The following is a 20,553-nucleotide window of genomic DNA, read 5'->3' as shown; positions in this document are numbered from 1 at the left end:
TTCGCCGGGGTCCTCTGCTGTCGCCCAGCCCCTGAGCTGGGACGCAGCCGCTTTCGGCGCCGCCGTGGTCCCCGGCGGGACCGGCGTGAGACAGCCTCTAAGCCTTGATGGGTGCGGCCGACCTGGCGGCCTGCTCGATCTTCGCGCGGTAGGCCGCGCGGGCTTCCTCGTCGATCTGCTGCTCGTATTCGGGGCGCACACCGGTCCGGCCGTCGAGGCCCTCGCGCAGGATGTCGGCGTGCCCGGCATGCCGGTTGGACTCGCCGAGGACATGGACCAGGACGGCGAACAGGTTCGTGTTGGGAGAAGGCTCCGGCCACCACGGCACGTGGCCGGGGGCGTCGAGGGGAAGCTCGTTGATCGTCGCGTCCGAGTGTTCCCACGTGCGCCGGCAGAACCCGACGATCTGATCGCGGGTCTCGTCCTCGGTCGCCCACTGATCGTAGCCGTCGTAGTCCTGCCACCGGGGCAGCGATTCCGGGGAAGGGCGGCCGAAGACCTCGCCGAAGTACCTGGCCTCGACGGTGGCCACATGCTTGACCAGGCCGAGGAGGTTGGTCCCGGTCGCTGTCAAAGGTCGGCGGGCGTCGTACTCGGACAGGCCATCGAGTTTCCAGAGCAGCGCCTCGCGGTCCCGCCGGAGTCTCCCGTGCAGGGTGTCCTTCGCGAATTCATCGATCATGCGGCATGAGCCTGCCATGGGCTGCTCGTGGGCTCAAGATCGCGAACGTGGTCCGCAACGACTGTTGCCTACGAGCCGTGACGGGTGAGGATTTCGGACCAGCGGGCGAAATTGGTCGTGTCGCGGAGCAGGCCCGCGGTGACGCCGGCGGCGATCAGGGTGCGGGTGGGGAGGCGTCGGCGATGGAAGCCGAAGCTGTGCGTGGCCGAGAGGCCCAGAATATAGAGGGACACCTCCGTCGCGGGGGGGCAGGGCTGACCGCGTGTTCTCGGCGGTCGCGGAGGCGGAGAGGGTGAGTTCGGAGAGCGCCTGTTTGGCTCCGTCGGTGTTCCACCAGTGCAGGAACGGCTCCCACCGGAGCTGGCAGCGGGCCTGGAGCGCCGTGCTGTCGGCCCGTGTCGTCAAGGAGTTGAAGGAGTCGAAGGACGGAGCATCGCAGCCGAGCCTGCGGCCAGGCTGCGACACTCGCTCATCGGATGGGTGGATGGTCTCGAGCCACAGTATTTTCCACCACGCACGCCACTGCTGTGCCAGCGTCTCGTCCCACCGGTTGCCGCTCCAGGCACTGGGCGCGGGTTCGAAGCGGTTCGCGTGGTAGGTGTCGTTGGCGAAGAACAGCCAGTTCAGGCCCTGGTCGCGGACCAGTGCGAGGGTGGGGTCACCATCTGAGGCCCGATGGCGCATCTCTGCCGTCCTCTTGCACTCTCTGCGCCTGGGAGATCAGGAAATATAGGCGTCGTCAAAGATGCCGGGAGCCGCGGTGCAGATGCCGTCCAGTCGACGCATGTGGCATTTCGGGCGATCGGCGTGGCCGGAGAGCACGGGCCTGGTCAAGTGGCGGTATCAGCACATGAGTTACACGGACGGACAGTCGGGGGTTCGTGGCGGGTCAGGGTCCTGAGAGGCGTAAGAAGCGCACGAGTACGGCTGTAGCCAGGATCAGTACCACTGGAACGTCCACACCGGCGCATCCACGAGAGCGGCCGCGTACGCGTCGAAGTCGCCGAACTCCATGATTTCCGGGCAGAAAGCCACGTGCTCCGCGGCGACTTGGCGGGCGTGGCCGGGAGTGCGCGGTGGCCGGCCGACCGACAGGCCGATGGCCTGGAAGCCGAGCGAACACAGTCGCACGCCGAAGCGCCGGTCCCAGGTGCGGACCATCGCTGCGACGGCGTCGGAGCCGATTTCCGGCTGCCAGCCGCATGCCATGATCGCGGCGGCGCTGTCCGTGGCGGCGGTCAGGCCGAGATACGGGCCGTCACCGCTGCCTGCGCATACCGCGGTTACGCCTTCGCTGCTGCCGGTCAGCGCCAGGGCCTGGTCGTCGGGGTCGCCCGTCGGCGACGCTCCCGGGGCCATCCCCGGCCACGCCGGATACGGCGGCTGCCCGCCCTCCCACAGCTCCTCCCAGCCATCGGCACAGATCGCGGCGAGGTCCACCTCGTCCACCGCGGCGGACGAGGTGGGTTTCAGTTCGCCGTTGTGCCACGGGCGCAGTACGGCGTCGCCGGAGGCCGGCAGCGTGCCGAGCAGCAAGGGCCACAACCCGGTCTCGCGATGCCGCCGCAGCAACTCGCCCCACCACCGGCCGGCTTCTGCCGGGGGCGAGGGCTCGTCGGAGATCCACAGCACCGGGTCCGTCGGGAGTGCCGTGCCGGGCCACGAGTACTGGGGGTCGGGGACGATCAGCCGGCCCGGCGGCAGGCCGCCGGGCAGCTGTTGCATGGTGAACGTCATGACGCGAGGCTAGCGCCGGGCGATCAGCAGACTTGGCAGTCGTTCGGGCGTGGCTCTGCTGCGGTGGCGGGGCTCGCCACCGCCAGGGCGAGCGAGACGGCCGCGACAGCGGCCGCGACGGCAGCGACGACGGCCTCCACCGGGAGCAGGATGACGGCGAGCGCGATGAGCGCGGCTGCGCCCAGCACGATCCCGCCCCACACCAGGATGTCCTTCCACGGCAAGTCCCACTCCCAGGGCGGCTTCCAGCCCCGCGGATCCCACCAAGGCCGGGGCTTCTCCTGCGGCTTCTGCTCCGGTACGGGCACAGGCACGGGCGGCGGCGTCGGCGGTTTGCCGCGTTCATCCTCGTAAGTGATGATGCCGTCCTGATTTCCCGAGGAATGGACCACGTTGCCCGTTCCGGGCACGGGCCACACCCCGGTCATGGGCCCGCCTGGCCCCGCCGTCCAGCCCGGGTCGCCCTGTGCGTCCTTCCACTGCTTGAACCGCTCGCTGTAGTGGAGCACTTGGGCTTTGGCCAGGACCCCTTTGGACCCGATCGTCTGCCCCAGTGCCTTGACATCCCAGATACCCGCGGTCTTGGTGCCCGTGTTCTCGTGCAGGATGTCGATCTCGCCCGCGTTGTCGCTGGGATCGGGGTTCTTCGGGTAGCGCTCGTCCGGTCGCTTGAAGCTGCCGCCGGGGAGGGTCACCGTCTCGCGGATGGTTCCGCCGGTCACCTGGGTGCGCAGCACTCCGGCGGCAACGTGCTGGGCCTGATCGTGTGCCCAGCGGTAGTTGATGCCGGGACCGGCCGCGAGCTGGCCGACGAACCCGTAGACCTGCTGGTGCGAGCTCTGCCGCCGCTGGGCGACGGCGCTCTCCACCGCCGTGCCACCGGCCAGCGCCGCCCAGGCGCTGACCTGAAGGGCCGCCCCCGGGCTTGAGAGCAGACCGCGCGGGTCGGTGCGGTTCAGCGGGTCGTTGCGGGTGTACGTGTACGGGTTCTCGGCGCCGCCCGGGCCCGCGTGCTCACTGGTGACCGGGTCACGGGAGGTGTAGCGGCCGAGTCCGGTGTAGTACAGCCGGTTCCGGAGGTTGAGGGTGCCGCCCAGCGCCTGCTCACCCCGGTAGCCGAAGCGCGGGAGCTTCGGGGCGGGCAACCGCGCGTGTCCGCACCCGCAGTGGTCGTGGCCGTCGTGATCGTCGCCATGACCGGGTTGGCGCCTGTCGTGATCGTCGCCATGCCCCGGTTCGTGCCCGCCGTGATGGCCTTCGCCATGACCGGGTTCGTGCCGATCGTGACGGCCTTCGCCACGCCCCGGCTCGTGCCCGTCGTGACGGCCTTCGCAGGACTCGTCACCTCCGTGGCCGCCATGATGCCAATGCGTCCGGCAGCAGTGCCCGGGATGCCCATGGCCGTCGCCGCCGGGCTCCCCGAAGAGCCCGTAGCGCTCGGCCTGCGCCCATGCACGCGTCCGGGGCGTGCGGATCGTCGAACCGTGTATGTCCCGGTGGAAGTTCTCGCTTCCGCCCTGCCACGTGGCGAAGGTGCGGCCGTATCCGTAGCTGAAGTCCGCGTTGAACGGGCTCGGGTGGCCGCGTTCGGTGTCGGCCAGCTCCGGGTCGGCGCGCTGGCTGAGGATCTGCGGGATCTTCTCCGGGCTCCACCAGTAGCGGACGGACGCCGAGCGCACCTCGTCGCGCCGCCGGTCGGTGTGGGTGATCACCAAGCGGGTGAGCAGCCCGTCGCCGTTGTAGGTGGCCTCGGTCTCCTCCTCCGGCGCCCCGTCGTCGGTGACCGACCTGACCGGCCGGCCGAAGCCGTCGTACGTGATGCGCTTGTGGCAGTCGCCGGTGCAGATCTCGGTGAGCCGGCCGGAGCCGTCGTACGCGTAGCGCGTGTGCAGGCCGTGCGACCGCGAGGAGACCAGCTGGTCGGCGTCGTCGTAGCGATAGTGCGTCTCGCGGTCGCCGTGGCACATCACTGTGCGGTTGCCCACCGCGTCGTAGGTGAAGTCCAGGGCGCCGCGGCGGTTTTCCGTCCACGGGCCGTGGCTGTCGTTCGGCTGGTGGACGGTGGGCTCCGGGTGGTGCCCGGGCGACTGCCAGGGCCAGGGGTTCATGTCCCAGCACCGTCCGGCGACCAGCTGCCCGAGCCGGTCGTAGCGGAAGGACCTGAACGTGCTCGCGACCGGGCTGGTGTCCCGCTGGGTGAGGATCCGGCCGTCCGGGTCGCGGGTGAGGTCGGTGCGTGCCACCGGCCGGCCGTCCTGGACCACCTCGTACTGCCGCAGCCGGTCCTGGTCGTAGGCGTACCGGCGCGCCATCCGCTCCGGCAGCTGCTCGGTGAGCAGCCGCCCGTCCGGGTCGAGTGCGTACTGTGCGCTGCCGGCCCGCGAGTCCTTCATCGCGATGAGCCGGCCGTTGGGGTTGTGCCGGTAGTCGACCTGGAGGCCGTCGGGGTAGCCGAGCCGCGACAGGTGTCCGGCTTTGCTGTAACCGGCCTTGATCACGCTGCCGTCCGGCTCGGTGACGCGGGTGAGGTTGCCGACCTTGTCATGGTCGAAGCGGGTGGTGCCGGAGGCGTCGGTCATGCTGGTGCGACGCCCGGCCTTGTCGTAGGCGTACGTCACCTCGGTGCCGTCGTCCGCCCGCCAGCGGGTGAGTCGGCTGTCCCGGTCGTAGCTGTAGTGCTGGGCGTTGCCGTCCGGGTCGATGATCCTGCTGAGGTTCCCGGCCCGGTCGTACTCACGGCGGGTTGTGCGCCCGAGCGGGTCGGTGACGGCGGTAACCCGGCCTGCCTTGTCGTGCTCGTAGCGGGTGACGGCGCCCTTCTCGTCGGTGACCGAGATGAGCCGGCCAGCCCGGTCATAGCCGTACTGGGACTGGTTGCCCTCGCCGTTGATGACGGCCGTCAGCCGGCCGGCCTGGTCGTACCGGTAGCGGATGGTGATCCCCGAGGGACTGGTCTCCGCGGTCTTCCGGCCGACCTTGTCGTACGCGTAGCGGGTCACCCAGCCGCGCGGGTCGGTGCGGGCGATCAGCCGGCCGGACGCGTCGTACTCGCTGCGCGTGGTCAGCCCCGCCGGGGTGGTGACGGCGATGGGGCGGCCGTCGGAGTCGTACGCGGTGCGGGTGATGCCGCCCTGGCGGTCCTCGACCTCGACCACCTGGCCGCGGCGGTCCCGCCGAATCTTGGCCGACTGGCCTGCGGGGTCGACGAGTTCGTCCAGATAGCCGCTCTGTGTCCAGTGCTGTTTGGCCAGTGAACCTGTCGGGTCGAGGACGCGCACCGGGTTGCCGGCGGCGTCGTGCTCGATCTTCCACCTGCCGCCTTCGGCGTCGGTGACGCCGGTCGGACGGCCGGCCCGGTCGTGGCCGTAGCGGGTCGTGCCGCCTTCCGGGGTGGTCACGGACGTGATCCGGCCGACGGCGTCGAACGCGGTGCGGGTCACGCCGTTCGGGTCCTCCGTCTCCGTGCCGCGGCCGTCCGCGTCGTAACGGTAGTGAGTCTCGATCCCGGCCGGGTCGGTGGAGCCGACGACCTGGCCGAGGGCGTCGTACGTGTAGGTGGTGACGCCGCCCTCCGGGTCGGTGGTCTTCACCAAGTGGCCCTCGGCGTCGTACTCACGGGTGGTCGTGTTCCCCGTGACGTCGGTGACGGAGGTCTGCCGGCCCGCGTCGTCGTAGCCGAACGTCGTTTCCCCGCCGACCGGATCGGTCTGCCGCAGCAACCGGCCGCCCGGCGACCACTCCTGGCGGCTCTCCTCACCCAGCGGCCCGGTGTACGAGGTGTTGCGCCCCGCGGCGTCGTACGTCCAGCGCAGCGCACTGCCGCTGGGCAGCGTCGCCTCGGTGATGTTCCCGGCGCGGTCGTAGGTGTAGCGGGTGACCTTCTCGTCGGGGTGGGTGACGGAGGTGAGCTCGCCGCGCTCGCCGTAGTGGTAGCGGGTGGTGTGTTTATCGGGGTCGGTCGAGACGCTGACGAGTCCGTTCTCGATGGTCCGCTCGGTGACGGCGTCGCCGGGCTCGGTGATGCGGGAGGGAACGTGGCTGTCACCGGTGTACGCGTACCGGGTCGTCGTACCCTCCGCGTCCGTCACACCGGTGAGCCGGTCGCGGCTGTCGTAGCTGTACGTCGACGGCTCACCGGCGATGGTGGACCGCGTCAGGTTGCCGCGGTCGTCGTAGCGCTGCGCCACCTCCGTGCCGCCCGGCGAGGTGCTGGCGACGAGCCGGCCGTCCTCGTCGTAGCGGAAGGTGGCGGTCTGCTCGAGCGCGTCGGTCATCTCGACAAGGCGGCCCTGGGCATTGCTGCGATGGAGGCTGCGGGCGCCGGAGGGCTCGGCGATGACGGTGGTGGCACCGGCGTCGTATGCGAACCGAGTCGTGCTGCCCGCCGGGTGCTCCTGGCGGACGACCCGGCCTTCGTCGCCGTAGACATTGGTCACGATCACGGTGCCGTCGGGGTCCGTCTCCCGGCTCAGCCTGCCGTCCTCGGTGTAGGCATAGCGCGTGGCCGCGCCTTCGGCGGGGCCGGTGGCGGAGGTGAGTCTGCCGTCGCCGTCGTGGTCGTACGTCACCGCACGCCCGTCGTCGGACTCGACCCTGGTGAGCTGCCCGGCCCCGTTGTAGGAGAACGCGAGCTGTCGGCCGAGGGAGTGCACGACGCGCTGCAGTCGGTCCTCGCCGCCGTAGGCGAGGGTGACGCGCTGGCCCTCCCGCTCCCGGGCTTCCAGCCGCCCGTCGGAGTCGAAGAGCCAGCGGGCGCCGCCATTGGTGCGCAGCGTCCAGCCACCTTCGTCGTCCTGGGTGAGGTCCGCCGCCAGGTCCTGCGGGCGTCGGTAGTCGCCGTCCGGCTGCCGGGTGAAGAGCAGCACCCGGCCGTCGCCGTTGTGGAACTCGACGTCCCCGCCCTGCTTCTCCTCCAGGCGGCTGCTGAACGAGGTGGTCCAGCCACGCCCGAGCGGACCGTCGGAACTGCCGAGCGAGTTGTACCTGCGCGACCAGTCGAGGAGCCCGAGCAAGGTGCCGGGAAAGCCCAGGTCCGTGACGCGCTTGGTGTAGTTCCCGGTCGCGGTGCTCACGTTGTCACCGCCGAAGCCGTAGTCGGGCTCCCTGCCGAGCAGTTCCCGAATGGGCCTGGAGAGTGGCGCTCCCGCCGGTGATGTCATTGATGCTCCCTCGACGGCCGGCGCACTGTGCTTCGCCGACAGCGATCCCCCGTGGTGCGGGATTGACCACGGCATGACAACAGCGTCGCCACCCAAGGGGCAAGGCTCCTCCGAGCCATGCCTTGACCGCCCCGGAGCCCCGTGTCCCGGGCAAGCTCCTGCCAACTGGAACGCGAGCCCGCACGCACGGCCTGCCTGACACACGACATCCGGAAGCCCTCGATGCGGCCCGCAGCCGACGGCCCCACCATGGCCCGATACAACCCACCCCACATGACTACTGCCGCCCCATCTCCCCCACGGGGGCGAGGAGTTGCACGGCGGGTGACCTCTTCGGCACGGCCGGAAACGTTCGCGGGGCGGCCGCGGCTCGGGCAACTTCCGCAACCCGTCTCCGGGGCAGTGGGCCAGACATAAGGTGACAGCACCACCGCTCGGCGACCGGTGAAAACATCAGGAGGGGCCGTGATCCCAACGCGGCTGAGCACGGATGACTTACCGCGTGGCGACCGTTTCACCTGGTGGCACGATCGGGCCGCCACCGGGCTGATTCCCTCGGTCATGGCAAGCCAGGACGCGGCGGACTTCTCGGCGAAGATACTGGTCCTGCCCCTCGGCCCGGTACAGATCTTGTCCATGACCTATCCCTCACTGGTCACCTGCCGGACCCCCAAGTTGATCCGGCGCAGCGATCCTGAGCACCTGCAGGTCGCGCTCACCTTGCGCGGGGCGCCGGGAATAGCCCAGGCGGACCGCCAAACCGTGTGCAGGACAGGCGATTTGACGTACTTCGACTCCTCTCTTCCCTACGAGGGTTGGAGCAGGCCCCAGGACGCGCCGGTGGAACTGGTCATCGCGCAGATCCCCTCGCCCCTCATCCCCCTCCCCCACGACGCCCTCGCCCGGCTCACGGCTGCGCGCATCCCGGCCGACGAGGGCTTCGGCGCGTTGCTGTCCCAGTTCCTGATCTACGTCACCCGCAACGCCCACGAGTTCCACCCTCAGGACGCCCCACGGCTGTCGACGGCCCTGCGCGACTTGTTCGCCGACACCGTGGCCCGCCGTCTGGACGTCCCGCTCCCGGACGAGGACCACCACCGCGCCCAGTTCCTGCGCATCCAGGACTTCATCCAGCAGCGCCTGGACGATGCCGGACTCACCCCGGAGCACGTCGCCGCGGCCCACCACATCTCGCTCCGGTCCCTGTACCGCCTCTTCCAGGCCCAGGGCACCACGGTGGCAGCCTTCATTCGCCAGAAGCGGCTGGAATCGGCCCGACGGGACCTGGCCGACCCGATGCTGCGCGCACATCCCATCCACGCGATCGCCGCGCGATGGGGCTTTCCTCGTGCCGCCGACTTCACCCGGGCCTTCCGCACCGCCTACGGCATGCCGCCGCGCGACTACCGGCACCTGGCCCACAGTGCCACTCCCACCGAGTACCGACACGCCTTCCTGCGCACGGTTCCTGGCACTCAGCGCTAAGCGGTGGGCAGGCTCTGCGCTGGTCCCGTCGCCGTCACGCGAGAAGTATGCGGGGCAGCGGCGACAGCCCGGTGACAACTCCAAGCGATGGGCACCCGAACAAGTACTGAACCTCTTTCGTCCTGTCGCGCAGGCGTGAAGTGGCCTGGTCCACGGGGGTCGTGAGAGGACAGGGCCTCTCGTCGTCGGCGTGGTGACACCCCTCATCACACCGGCGATCGAGGGGCCCTGGTGGTTCCGTGTTCACATTCCGCGGTCCGGCCCGCTCCGCTCCATCGGCCTGTCGTCCGGGGTCATGGGAAGGTCCTGCAGAGCCACGGGGCCGGGGTAGAAGGCGCTGCCTCCCGGGCCGGTCATGTCCTCGCCGATGAGCCATCGGTAGAGCCACTCCGCGAACTCCATCGCGTACGCGAAGAACTCGCCGTCGCCGTCCTCGATGAAGAGTGCTCCCTTCCCCGTCGCTCCCCGAGGGGCGTAGAAGATGGTCTCGCCCCTGTCGGTGGAGGTGATCGGGATCAGCCCTGCCGCGGTTCCGAAGAGCAGATCGGGGGTCCCGAGAAGGATGCGGGGGTCGCCGTCGGCTTCAGCCGAGTCCCAGTCGATCTGTGACCAGGCTTCGGATGTGCTCCGGATCCACTCACCCAGGTTCCAGCGTTCGGTCGCCGGATGGTGCAGCCACAGATGGCCGTTGATCTGGATCGGGGCATAGTCGTCGACGATTTCCTTGAAGTCCGCCGGCAGGCTGACTTCGAGATCGCTCTCCAGCGTGCGCCAGGCCGCGGCGTCCGCATACCGCTTGGGCGGCTCGCCGAGCATGCCGCGTACGCGGCCCAGATAGTTCTCGGGCATCCCTCTCACCGCCTCGGGCAGTCTGCGCTGCCCCGGGTGGTGCCGCCGGTCGGCGATTGCTCGATCACACAGTGCTTCATCTTGCCGTCCTCGACAGTCCCATAGTTGTACTCGATTTCGGTGGGAATTCCGGAGCCGCTGTTTCCGTAGTGCGGGATCACCGAAATCGCCAGGTGCTTGCCGGACTTGACGGCTCCCCTGATCTCCCTCTCCACACCGTGATTGAGGTAGGGAGTGTTCGTCCTGCCGTATTCCGCCACCAGGTTCCGCAGATCGATCCCGGACCCCGATGCCGCCGCGGGAATGAGGTGACCGTTGGCAGGTACGTGGCCCTGGGACGCGATCTCACGCATGCCGGGCGGCTGGGTCGATTGATTGGTGTTCGTTCCTGCGGCCTTGCGCCCCTTGTTGTAGTCACTGCTGTCGAGGAGACCGTACACACCGGTGGCCCGGCACTCGGTCTGCCCCTCGAAGGTGTCGAAGTACCGCTCACGAGGAAGGTAGACGGCATGGCCGGTGGGACTCACACCGGGGCCGGTGTCGCACTTCCTGTCGTTCCGAGTGCGCCCGTTGTTCTTGCCGCCCGGGTTGTCGGCCGGCACAGGGTGCACCAACTCCTTCTCCACAGCTGAGGGAGCGAAGAGGGCAACGCCCGCCAAGTCCAGCATGGCCTGCGCCGTGACAGTAGTGCTCACACCCTGCCCTGCCGTCCATGTCGCCGCGGTCCAGGCGGCCTTGGCCGCGGGGCGGGTGGGGGCGGGCTTGGGGTGGGGGCCGTTGTTGGGGTTCTGGTCGATCGGCGGCTTGGGCGGTGTCACTACGCAACCGGCACCGCAGCCCCCGGCCGCGCCGCCCGCACCTGCTCCTCCGTACCCGTAGCCGGAGCCGGCGTAGGTCCGGCCATAGCCCGCATAGGAACGGCCGTAGCCGGAAGAGGAACGGCCGTAGCTGCGGCTGCTGCTGTACCCCGAGTTGAAGAGGCCCGACTTCCCTCCGGCCTGCTGGAGTTGGCCCTGCACCCATCGCCCGGCGCTGTTCACCGACGAACGCAGGCCGCTGTTCAGGTGGAACCACTGGTTGCAGTCCACGCCGTAACGGCTCGTGCAGTCGCTGGAGCCGATGCTGTCGTGTCCCATGGTCCAGGTGTTCCAGAAGACTCCGGCCGGGCTCCTGGTGGCGGCGGAGATTCCCCAGCCGATGGCGTCCCAGACGTCGTGCCCTGTGGGGTCGGTCCCGTTGAGCGGGCTCGCGTGGCCGTAGGTGTACCGGTTGCCCCGCACCGAGGGCTGCGCTTCGAGCAGCCAGGTGTCCCGTGTCGCGAAGGAACCGGTGCCGGGCCGGTACCAGCGGGCGGCCATGTTGACGTCGCCGGTGTCGGGGTCGGTCCAGCCGGACTGGTAGCCGACGGCGGGGGTGGTGCCGTCGGTGGTGGTCTCGGTGCCGAAGGGGTCGTACGCGGTGGAGCTGCTGATCTGCTTGCCGTCGGGGGTGAGGCCCGCGACGAGGTCGGTGTGCTGGTCGGTCAGTGCCCACTGCTTGGTGGTGCCGGTGGCCGAGGACAGCAGGGTGCCGTCCGGTGTGCGGCTGTAGTGGGTCGTGCCGTCGGTGGCGAGGTTGTTGGAGCCTCCGTCGTAGGTGAAGGCCGTCTTGCCGCGGGTCCGGACCCGGTCGAGGGAGTCGTAGGTGTAGGCCGCATCGCCGTCAGTGATCTTGCGTTCGAAGGCGTCGAAGGCGAGTGTGCGCGGGGTGCCGCTGCCGTCGTCGACAGAGGCGAGGGTGCCGCGCGGGGTGTAGGTGAAGGCCGATGATCCTTGGGCGAGTTGGCGGTTGCGGGCATCGAAGTCCGCGGTGACCCTCCCGGCCTTGGTGCGGTTGCCGGCCGCGTCCCACGCGTAGTCCGTGGTAGTGCCGCCGTGGGTCCACGAGGTCAGGCGTCCGGCGTCGTCATAGGTGTAGCCGTTGTCTCCGGCGCCTGCGGTGCCGGTGGTCTTCTTGGACGTCAGGCGGTCGTCGGCGTCGTAGTCGTAGGCGGTCGACGCGATGGTTCCGGTGCCGTCGGGCTGGGTGACCTTGTCGCTCGCCAGTCGGCCGAGGCCGTCGTACTGGTAGGTGCGGCGCGTCGATTCGGTGCGGGGTGCCGAGCCCTCGGGCTTGACGGTGTACCGCTCCAGTTCGGGCCGCCCGGCAGCGTCGAAGTCGTACCAGATGTCGTTGCCGGTCAGTTCGTCCCAGGCCCAGTCGAGGCGCCCGGCGCTGTCGTAGCCGTAGTCGGTGTCGCCCGCCGCGGTGGCGCGGTGCGTCATGTTTCCGTCGGCGTCGTAGGTGTAACTCGCCTTGCCGCCGGGGCCGTTCGCGGTCAGGAGCTGGCCGCGGTCATTGTACGTGTAGGTGTTCTGGTCCAGTACCCCGCCGGTGCTGGTGATGCGTCCGGCCAGGTCGTACGCCAGGGTGCGGTCCGTGGTCGCCGCTTCCGCGCCGGAGCCGGTCTCGTGGGTCAGACGGCCGAGGCCGTCATAGGTGCGCTCCCGCTTGACGCCGCCGGGCAGCGTCTGGAGGACGTCCTGTCCTGCCTTGTCGTACGACGTGGTCCAGGTGCGGTCGGCGGCGTCCGGGTGGGCGGCGGTGGCCGGTTCGACGGTCGATTCGGGCAGTCCCCAGGGGTTGAAGGTGTAGGTCGTGGAGTTGTGCCGACCGTCCGTCAGGCGCGTGCGGTGGCCCGCCGCGTCGTAGCCGAACGTCGTGGTGATCGACGTCGTGTCGGAGACGGGTTCGACCTGTCCGGTCATCCGGCCCAGCGCGTCGTACGTGTACGTGGTGCGGGCCTGCGTCGCGTTCGTCGCCGACGTCTGGTTGCCGTCGGCGTCGAACTCGGCGGACGTGGAGCGCAGTCGGTCCTTCCCGGTGCCGTAGTCGGCCGTGCCGGTGACATGGCCCAGGGCGTCGTACGTGACCGTGCTCCTGCGCTGGGTCGCGTCCGTGGTCTCGGTGCGGCGGCCCAGGCCGTCGTAGCCGAACCGCGTGGTGCCCGCCGGGTCGGAGACGGACGTGAGGTCACCGGCCGGGTTGTGGGCCGCGGTGGTGGTGCGTCCCGCGGGTGTGGTCGACGTGGTCTGCCGACTCGCGTCGTCCCAGGCGTAGTGGGTGGTCAGGTTCTGCACGGCCGGATGGCGCTCGACGGTGGTGGTCGTCAGCTGACGGCCGAGCTCGTCGTAGGTGGCGTCGGTCCTGGCTCCGGTCGGATCGGTGACCGAGAGGCGGCGCCCGGTGGGTGTCCATGCGGAGCGGGTCACGCCGCCGCCGTCGACTCCGGAGGCCGGGCCCGTCACCAGCCCCGGGCTTGCGTCCCGTTGGGCCGCGGCCGTGGCGGCGTCCGGCACCGGGTCGGTCCTGCTGGTCTGCTGCCCGAGCTGGTCGTAGCCGTAGCGCGTGACGCGGCCGAGCGGATCGGTCACCGTCTGCGGAAGACCGAGGGGGGTGTAGGTGGTGCGGGTGGTCGCAGTGATCTTTGTGTCACTGCCCGGCGGGGTGTAGCCGGGCAGCGTGACCGCGGCCGCGCGGCCGAGCCCGTCGACCTCGGTGCGGGTCACGTGGCCGCGCGGGTCCTTGGTCTCGGTGGCCTCACCGAAGGTGTTGTAGCCGGTGCGGGTGACCGGTCGCACCGCGGTGGCGGCGTCGCCGTTCTCCTCGGCCTGGACCTTGGGCGAGGTCTGCTGGACCACGTGGCCCAACTCGTCGTACCGATAGGTGGTGGTGTGGGCGGCGGGGTCGGCGCCGGTGACGTTGCCGCGCGGGCTCACGGTGGTGAGCAGCATGCCGCGGTTGTCGTAGGTGTGGGTGGTGGTGTGCGTGCTCGTTCCGTCGGTGACGGTCTGCTTCTTGGGGTTGCCCGCGGCGTCGTACTCCGAGGTCGTGGTCAGTTTCGTCTTGCCGCTGATGGTCTGGGTCTGTTCGTCGATCCGGTCGTCCGCGTCGTATCCGACGGTGGTCACGCGGTCGAGGCCGCCCGGGTCGAGGACGCTGCGGGTGGTACGGCCCAGGGTGTCCACGGCGAAGGTGCGTGTGGTCGCGCCGCCTCCGGTGACCTGCTGGGTCAGGTTGCCCGCCGAGTCGTAGGTGTTGTTCTCCAGGACGATGTCGTGCCGGGTGCCGTCGGCCTGTGTGACCTGCTTGGCCGTGGTGGTGGCCGCGAGGCCGTCGTCGTAGTAGGTGTACGCGGTGGTGGCGCCCATCGCGTCCGTGCTGGAGGCAAGGCGGCCGGCCGGGTCGTAGGCGTTGGAGACCACGACCAGGTCCCGGGTGGCACCGGAGGGATCGCCCGTCCAGTCGTCGACGACGGTCGAGGCGTGCTGGCCGCGTGGCGTGTAGGTGTACGTGAAGTGCGTGCCCGCCGCGTCGGTCATGCCGTCGACGCGGCCCAGTTCGTCGTGTTCGAGCCGGGTGGTGTTCTGCTCGGCGTCGGTGACGGTGTCGTTCAGGCCGTGCTCGTTGTAGTGGTAGGCGGTGCTGCGTTCGGTGTCGCCGCCGGTGGTGTCCTTGGTCGACTCGGTCAGCAGGTTGCCGTCCTCGTCGTAGGCGCGCGTGGTCCTGGCGGTGTGGGTGGCCCCGGTGATCTCGTTCTTCACGCCCCCGCCGGTCTCGGTGACGACGTGTGAGGACTCGTCGTAGCCGTAGGTGGTGGTCACCCCGCTCGGGTAGGTGTCGGAGACCTGGGTCTCGGACGCCTTCCGGCCCAATCCGTCGTAGGTGTACGTGGTGACGAGGCCGGACGGCGAGGTCACCTCGGCGAGGTCACCGTTGGCGAAGTAGCGGTTCTTGGTGCTCGCGCCGCCCGGCGTGGTCTGCGCGGCGACGAGGCCGGCCGGTGTGGTGCCGCCGCCCACCGCGCTCTCGCTCCCCTTGGTGTACGTGATGTCCGCGGTGCTGTTGTCCGGTCGCGTCGTGGTGGTGAGCAGGCCCTGTGCGTTGTAGGTGTGCTCGGTGCGGTAGCGGTCGTCCTTGTGGTCCTTCGACCGCTGGTCGCGGTAGGTGAGCGGCTTGTCGTTGCGCGGGTCGAGCGGGTCGCTCTTGTTGAGGTAGTAGGAGCGGAAGTCCGTCCAGCAGGAGTCGGCGTCCCGGCAGGTCGTCGTCGAGACGACGTTGCCCCGCGCGTCGTGTCCGGTGACGGTGGCGTGCCCGTTGGGGTCGGTGACGGTGTGCAGGTTGCCGCCGTTGTCGTAGGCGTAGCCCGTGACCGCGCCGGTCGCGTCGGTGCGCGAGACCACGCGCTGGCCCCGCAGCGCGTCGTAGCTGGTGCTGCTGGTCCGCTGCTTCGGGTCGGTGACCGTCACCGTCGCCGTCAGACCGGAGTCGACGCTTTCGGCCTGCGCCCGGTAGTGCGCGGAGACCTGGTCGGCGGTCAGCTTGCCGCGGTACAGGGCCACTTCGTCGACGTCGCCCTGGAAGTAGTAGGTGTCCGCGGGCAGGCCCATCCAGCCGGAGTTCGCGTATCCGCCGCCTATGTAGGCGTGGGCGCGGGACTGGTCGGAGATGGGCCCGTTGATCGAACCGACCTGGGCTCCGTCCAGGTACAGGGTCTGGCCCTTGGAGTCACCGCTGAGGACGGCATGGTGCCATGCGCCGTCCGTCACCGCCTCCTTGGAGGTGATCGGCCCCTGGGCTCCGGTGACTCCCTGCTGGCGGAACTCGCCGCGCAGCTTGCCCGCCGCGTCGATGTTCAGCACCGGCCGGTACGAGGTGGGCTTCTCGCCGAGCTTCGCGTCCTGGAAACCCGTCAGTACGGCGGAGTGGCTGGAGGTACGGAACCACAGCTCCACGGAGATGTCGGTCGTACCGGCGAGCGTTGAGCCGGGCAGCTCGATGTGACCGCTGCTGCCCAGGTGCGCCGCGCGGTTGTCACCGGGGCCGAAGACTCCGGTCGTGTCCAGCTTCGACTGGAAGACGGTGCCCTCGTCGCGATGGAAGGTCGCGGTCGTGTCCGGGCCGCCGACCTCGCTGCGCAGCGTGGTGCCGGTGCTCTCGCCCAGCCGCCAGTACGCGGCGGGGGCATCCGCGACGGCCACCCCCTGATACTGGCCGCCTGTTCCCTCGATGCGCGAAGTACGGGCCTGGATGTGCTGGTTGGCCGTATCCGTGTGACCGGGCAGTGCGGCCATCGCCGGGATGTAGGTCCAGGAATTGTTGATCTTCACGAACCGCACCAGCGGCTTGTCGTAGAAGGCGACCTCGTCGATCTGGCCGGTGAAGTTGCGGTAGCCGGATTCCTTGCCGTCCCAGCCGCTGGAGGCATAGCCACCACCGATGAGGACGTGCGGGTGGCGCAGCTTCTCGACGCCACTGGCCGACCTGCCCTGGTAGGCGCCGTCCACGAAGAGCGCCTGAGCGCCTTCGTTGCCCGTCAGCAGGACGTGATGCCACTTGTTGTCGGTCACGGTCTGCCGGGACGAGATGCTGTTCGCGCTCGGCGTGAACTTGCCGCGCAGCTTGCCGTCGGAGTCGATCAGCAGCATGGGCCGCCAGCCGGTCGGGGTGTCGCCGAACTCCGCGTTCTGGTGGGTGGCCAGCACGCCCGGATCCGTGGTCTTGAACCACAGCTCCACGGACAGGGAGGTGCCGGTGCCCAGGGACTCCGCGGGGACCTCCATGGCGCCGTCGCCGGTGAAGCTCGCGGCGGTGTCGTCGCCGTCGGCGAAGATGCCCGCGCTGCCCAGGCGGACACCGTCCAGGTAGCTGCCGTCCAGGCCGTCGCCGAGCGGGCTGGCCGCCGTGGCCCCGCTCCGTTCGCCCAGGCGCCAGTATCCGGTGGGGCCGCTGCGCTGGATGGTCTTCGCGTACGAGGACGAGGAGGTCGAGTACGAGGGCGCCGAGACCTTCCACGCGCCGCCGTTGTCGTCGGTGTGCTCCGTCAGCCGTCCACTGGCCGGGTCGTACGTGGCAGTGGCGTGCACGCGGCCGGAAGGCAGGGTCACCTTCTTGACCTGGCCGATCGCGGCGCGGGCCGCGTAGTGCTCGGCGACGGTCGCGGCGTCGACCGGGTGGCCGTAGACCGCCACCTCGTCCAGCTGGCCGGTGAAGCGGTACTCCCCCGTGCCGGCGCCCATCCAGCTCGCACTGGCGTAACCGGCGCCGAGGTAGGCGTAGTCGCGGGACTGCTCGGACACCGCACCGTCGATCGAGCCGGCCTTCTTGCCGTCCAGGTAGAGCGTCTGCCCGGTGGCCGAGGCGGTCAGCACGGCGTGGTGCCAGGCGTTGTCGGTCACCTTGCCGGGCGAGGTGATGGGGCCGCTCGCGCCGGTGACCCCGGCCCGGCGGAACTCGCCGCGCAGCTTGCCGTTCGGGTCGATGTTCAGGACCGGCCGGTAGGAGGTGGGCTTGTCGCCCAGTTCGGCGTCCTGGAAGCCGACGAGGACGCCCGAGGGGGTCTTGGTCTTGAACCAGAGCTCGATCGTCGGGTAGGCGGCGGCCTTGAGGGTGTCCGCGGGCAGTTCGACGACGGAGTCGGTGCCGTCGAAGCCTGCGGAGGTGTCCGTCGTGCCCCCGATCGCCGAGCCGCCGCCCAGCTGGACGTCCCGGTAGACGGCCTCGTTCAGGCCGGTGTGCGAAGCCGCCTCACTCGCCGCCGCGGAGCCCTCGCTCTCGCCGAGGCGCCAGTACGACGACGGGGCGGCATCCAGGACTCCGCTGCGGTAGACCGAGCCGTCACCGTATGCGTACAGCGTGCACTTGGTGTCCGACGAGGGCGGGCACGCCTTCGTCAGGCGGTCGCCGTCGTAGGTGTACTTCCAGGTCAGGCCGGGCTTGTCCGGGGCGACGGGGCTCGTCGAGACCGAGGCGACATGGCCGCCGGACCAGGTGAAGCTCAGCGAGCGGCCGGACGTCCGGTCCGTCACCTTCTTGACCGGGCCGCCGTCCTCGGACTCCCGGGTCACCGACTGGACGCGTCCTGCCGCATCCTTGATCTGTGTCAGGACACCGCTGGCCGTGAAGTGGTACGTGGTGCCGGAACGTTCCCGCAGTGTCCAGCCCGCCGCCTCGCGTGCGAGCGTGAGGGCCGCTTCCGAGGGACCGGTATAGGTGCCGTCGGCGTTGCGTCCGAACCGCACCTGGGACCCGTCGGCGAGCGTCACCAACGCGGTCGAGGCGGCCCGCTCCTCGCGCACCTTCATGTCCCAGCGGGTCGACCATCCCGTGCCGAACGCGCCGCCGGAGCGCGGGTCGAGCGAGTTGTAGGTGCGGGTGACCGACAGCTCAGGACCGACCGTGGTGACGGCCGCGTCGGTGGCCGCCGTGACGTAGTTGCCCGCACGGGTGCCGATCTCCTTGCCGCCGTCCGCGCCACCGAGGTGGCCGGTCACGGTCGGCTGCGGCACCTGCGTGGTCAGCAGCGCCGCCCCGGGGCGGGCCGAGGTGGCGTCCCCGTCGTACACATACGCGTACCAGGCGTACGTCTTCCCCCACGACAACCAGCCGTCGGGGACCGCCCACTGCTGCTCCGTACTGCGGGTGCCCTTGCGGCAGTTCTTGCGGAGGCTGCTGCCCGCCACCTCGCACACCTCGAACGTGTACTGCAGCGCCGACTTGGGGTAGTGGTCCGCGTCCGTGCCCTTGGCCCACAGGGTGGGGGTGAGCGAGTCGGCCGTGATGCCGCTGCCCGGCGACTCGGCGGTCAGCTGCGGCGGAATGTTCACCGAGGCGATCTTCACCGCGGGGCCGGGCACCCCTGCCGTGGTGAACCGGCTCACGCCGTAGTCCGTCATCGTCCACTGCACGGTGTACTTGGCGGGGTCCAGCGGGGCGACCCTGGCGTCCAGTGTGACGCTCTCGCCGGGCGAGACCGCCTTCGGCATCTCCGTGTACGCGATCTTCGCGCTGTCGGTGATCTCCTTGCCCGCGGAGTTGAACAGGTTGTAACGCAGCTTGTAGCCGCCGCCCTTGGGCCAGGTCTCCCGGCCCTTGTTGGTGACGGTGATCTTCTGCACGCCGTGGCTGGTGGCGGTCACCGGCGCGGTGAAGTCCCCGAGCTTGTAGGTGGCGCCGTACTTCGTCCAGGTCACGTCGAGGCTGGGCTTGCCGTTCGGGTAGTCGTCCGACCCGAACTGCTTCCAGCTCTTGGAGTCGGTGGTGGACGCCTTCACAGCCAGGCCGTAGTTCTTCTTGCGGCCGTGCGTCCAGTCGTCCACCAGCTTGCGCCCGGCCGAACCGAGCTTGATGCTCTCCCAGGCCGCGCCGCACGACCAGCTCTCCGTGCCCTCGGGGCGCCAGCCGTGCGCGAAGCTCTTCGACGCCAGCGAGGAGCCGGTCGAGGGGCCGGGGTACTTGGTGGTCGTGGACTCCGACCAGTTCGACGTGATCGGGTGCACGGTCACCGGGCGCGCGGTGCACGACTGCGACCACGTGTTGTACAGGGCCAGGTTGGCGTTGAGCACCCAGGCGTTCTTGAGCGTGCTCTCCACTCCGGTGAAGCGCAGGAACGACGCGGCCTTGTGGCGGCCTCCGTCGTACGTGCCCACCTTCAGCACGGTGTCCGAGGCGAAGTTCTGGTTGTACGGGTGCTCGACGTACGTGCCCGACGTGGCACCGAACGACTTGACCGAGGGGTCGACGCGCACCGGGAACACCCGCTCCGGCGCGGCCAGCCAGTCCTCATCCAGCTTCATCACCACGACCTGGCGGCCGTTGTCGTCGGCCAGGCGGTAGGTGACACCCGAGGAGACCGCTCCTTCTTGGGAGCCGTCCGCGGACGCGGAGTCCTGCATCCATCTCTGCGGCATCCACGCGTGCTGCGTGCCGTCCGGGTCCGTGAACACGATGCCGCCATGCCCGTCGTCCTTGGCGGTCAGGCCCTGGAGCGCCAGCGGAAAGCGCCACTCCGTGGGCGCGTCCTTGCCCTTGAGTACGACCGTCTCCTTCACCGAGGAGCCGCCCGCGACCAGTTCGAGATCCGAGCCGCCCCGCACCTCCGGGTAGGTGACGGTGCTGCCCTCGACGCGTCCCTCGACGGAGCGCGCACCGTCCAGGGCATAGCCGACCGACAGGCCGCTGCCGAGCCCCATCCGCACCAGCGGCTCGGCATCGGCACTGCCGGCGAAGGACACCGGCGACTGTGTCGACTCGGTCTCCCAGCCCGGCTCGCTCACGCTCATCGTCCGCGCGCCCGGGACGTCCTGGCGGACCAGCGTGGTGTCGATCGGCTTCCAACTTCCGCCCTTGGTACGGAAGTTGACCGGCTCGGTGTAGTAGCGGGTCGTGTAGGTGCCGTCCGGGTTCTGGAACGTACGCTGCCGCTCCTCGCGCTCGCCCTTCAGCTCCTTGCTGCGCTTGGCCTGGAAGCCCTGGACCTCGGATCCGTCGGGCGCACGCGTCGCCTCCACCGGACCGGGCTCGGGCAACTTCGGGGCGCCGCCAAGGCGGACCGTCCCTGACGCCTCGTCGGCGGGCAGCTCCCCCTGCCCCTTGAGCGGACCGTCGTGGCCGCCCTTCGCCGCGGCGTCCGTCGCACCGGCGGGCGCGCTGTGGCGGCGACCGGCCGCGGAGCCCCACCGCTGGTCGGGGGCCGAGCCGTCGGGGCCACCCGTCCACTGGTCAACTGCCAGCGCGGCCTGCTCCGTTCCGGCCAGCGCGGCCATCAGGAACGCAACAGCAACA

The 20,553-nt window shown here is 70.0% G+C and carries 7 protein-coding genes; 1 reads left to right on the top strand and 6 read right to left on the bottom strand.

Annotated features, from left to right (window positions below):
* Positions 1 to 97: 97 nt before the first annotated feature.
* The 4 genes from ACFWZ2_RS13410 to ACFWZ2_RS13395 all read right to left on the bottom strand — a co-directional run bounded on the left by ACFWZ2_RS13410 (position 98) and on the right by ACFWZ2_RS13395 (position 7,578).
* Positions 98 to 682: a DinB family protein gene (locus ACFWZ2_RS13410; protein ID WP_384545207.1), complete on the bottom strand. Its 585-nt coding sequence runs from the start codon at positions 680 to 682 to the stop codon at positions 98 to 100.
* Between the two features lie 68 nt (positions 683 to 750).
* Entirely contained in the window at positions 751 to 915 is a 165-nt protein-coding gene (locus ACFWZ2_RS13405; RefSeq protein WP_384545206.1) for a hypothetical protein, read from the bottom strand.
* Positions 916 to 1,621: 706 nt separating this feature from the next.
* Positions 1,622 to 2,419, bottom strand: a complete 798-nt coding sequence (locus ACFWZ2_RS13400; protein WP_384545205.1) for a DUF4253 domain-containing protein — start codon at positions 2,417 to 2,419, stop codon at positions 1,622 to 1,624.
* A 23-nt stretch (positions 2,420 to 2,442) separates the two neighbouring features.
* Positions 2,443 to 7,578 carry a DUF6531 domain-containing protein gene (locus tag ACFWZ2_RS13395; RefSeq protein WP_384545204.1) on the bottom strand — a complete coding sequence of 1,712 codons (5,136 nt, stop codon included), beginning with the start codon at positions 7,576 to 7,578 and terminating at the stop codon, positions 2,443 to 2,445.
* A gap of 444 nt (positions 7,579 to 8,022) precedes the next feature.
* On the opposite strand from ACFWZ2_RS13395, the gene ACFWZ2_RS13390 reads away from it, so the two are divergent.
* Positions 8,023 to 9,063: a helix-turn-helix domain-containing protein gene (locus tag ACFWZ2_RS13390; protein ID WP_384545203.1), complete on the top strand. Its 1,041-nt coding sequence runs from the start codon at positions 8,023 to 8,025 to the stop codon at positions 9,061 to 9,063.
* Between the two features lie 243 nt (positions 9,064 to 9,306).
* Here ACFWZ2_RS13390 and ACFWZ2_RS13385 read toward each other — a convergent pair whose 3' ends face one another.
* Together ACFWZ2_RS13385 and ACFWZ2_RS13380 are read right to left on the bottom strand one after the other, a co-directional pair.
* On the bottom strand, positions 9,307 to 9,912 hold the full coding sequence (locus ACFWZ2_RS13385) for an SMI1/KNR4 family protein (protein ID WP_384545202.1): 606 nt from the start codon (positions 9,910 to 9,912) through the stop codon (positions 9,307 to 9,309).
* Positions 9,913 to 9,917: 5 nt separating this feature from the next.
* A complete protein-coding gene (locus ACFWZ2_RS13380) occupies positions 9,918 to 20,534 on the bottom strand; it encodes a LamG-like jellyroll fold domain-containing protein (RefSeq protein ID WP_384545248.1) in 10,617 nt (3,538 codons plus the stop codon).
* Between the last annotated feature and the right edge of the window lie 19 nt (positions 20,535 to 20,553).

This window comes from Streptomyces sp. NPDC059002, from assembly GCF_042740435.1.
Lineage (GTDB): Bacteria > Actinomycetota > Actinomycetes > Streptomycetales > Streptomycetaceae > Streptomyces.
This window is presented reverse-complemented; position numbering and strand designations above follow the sequence as displayed.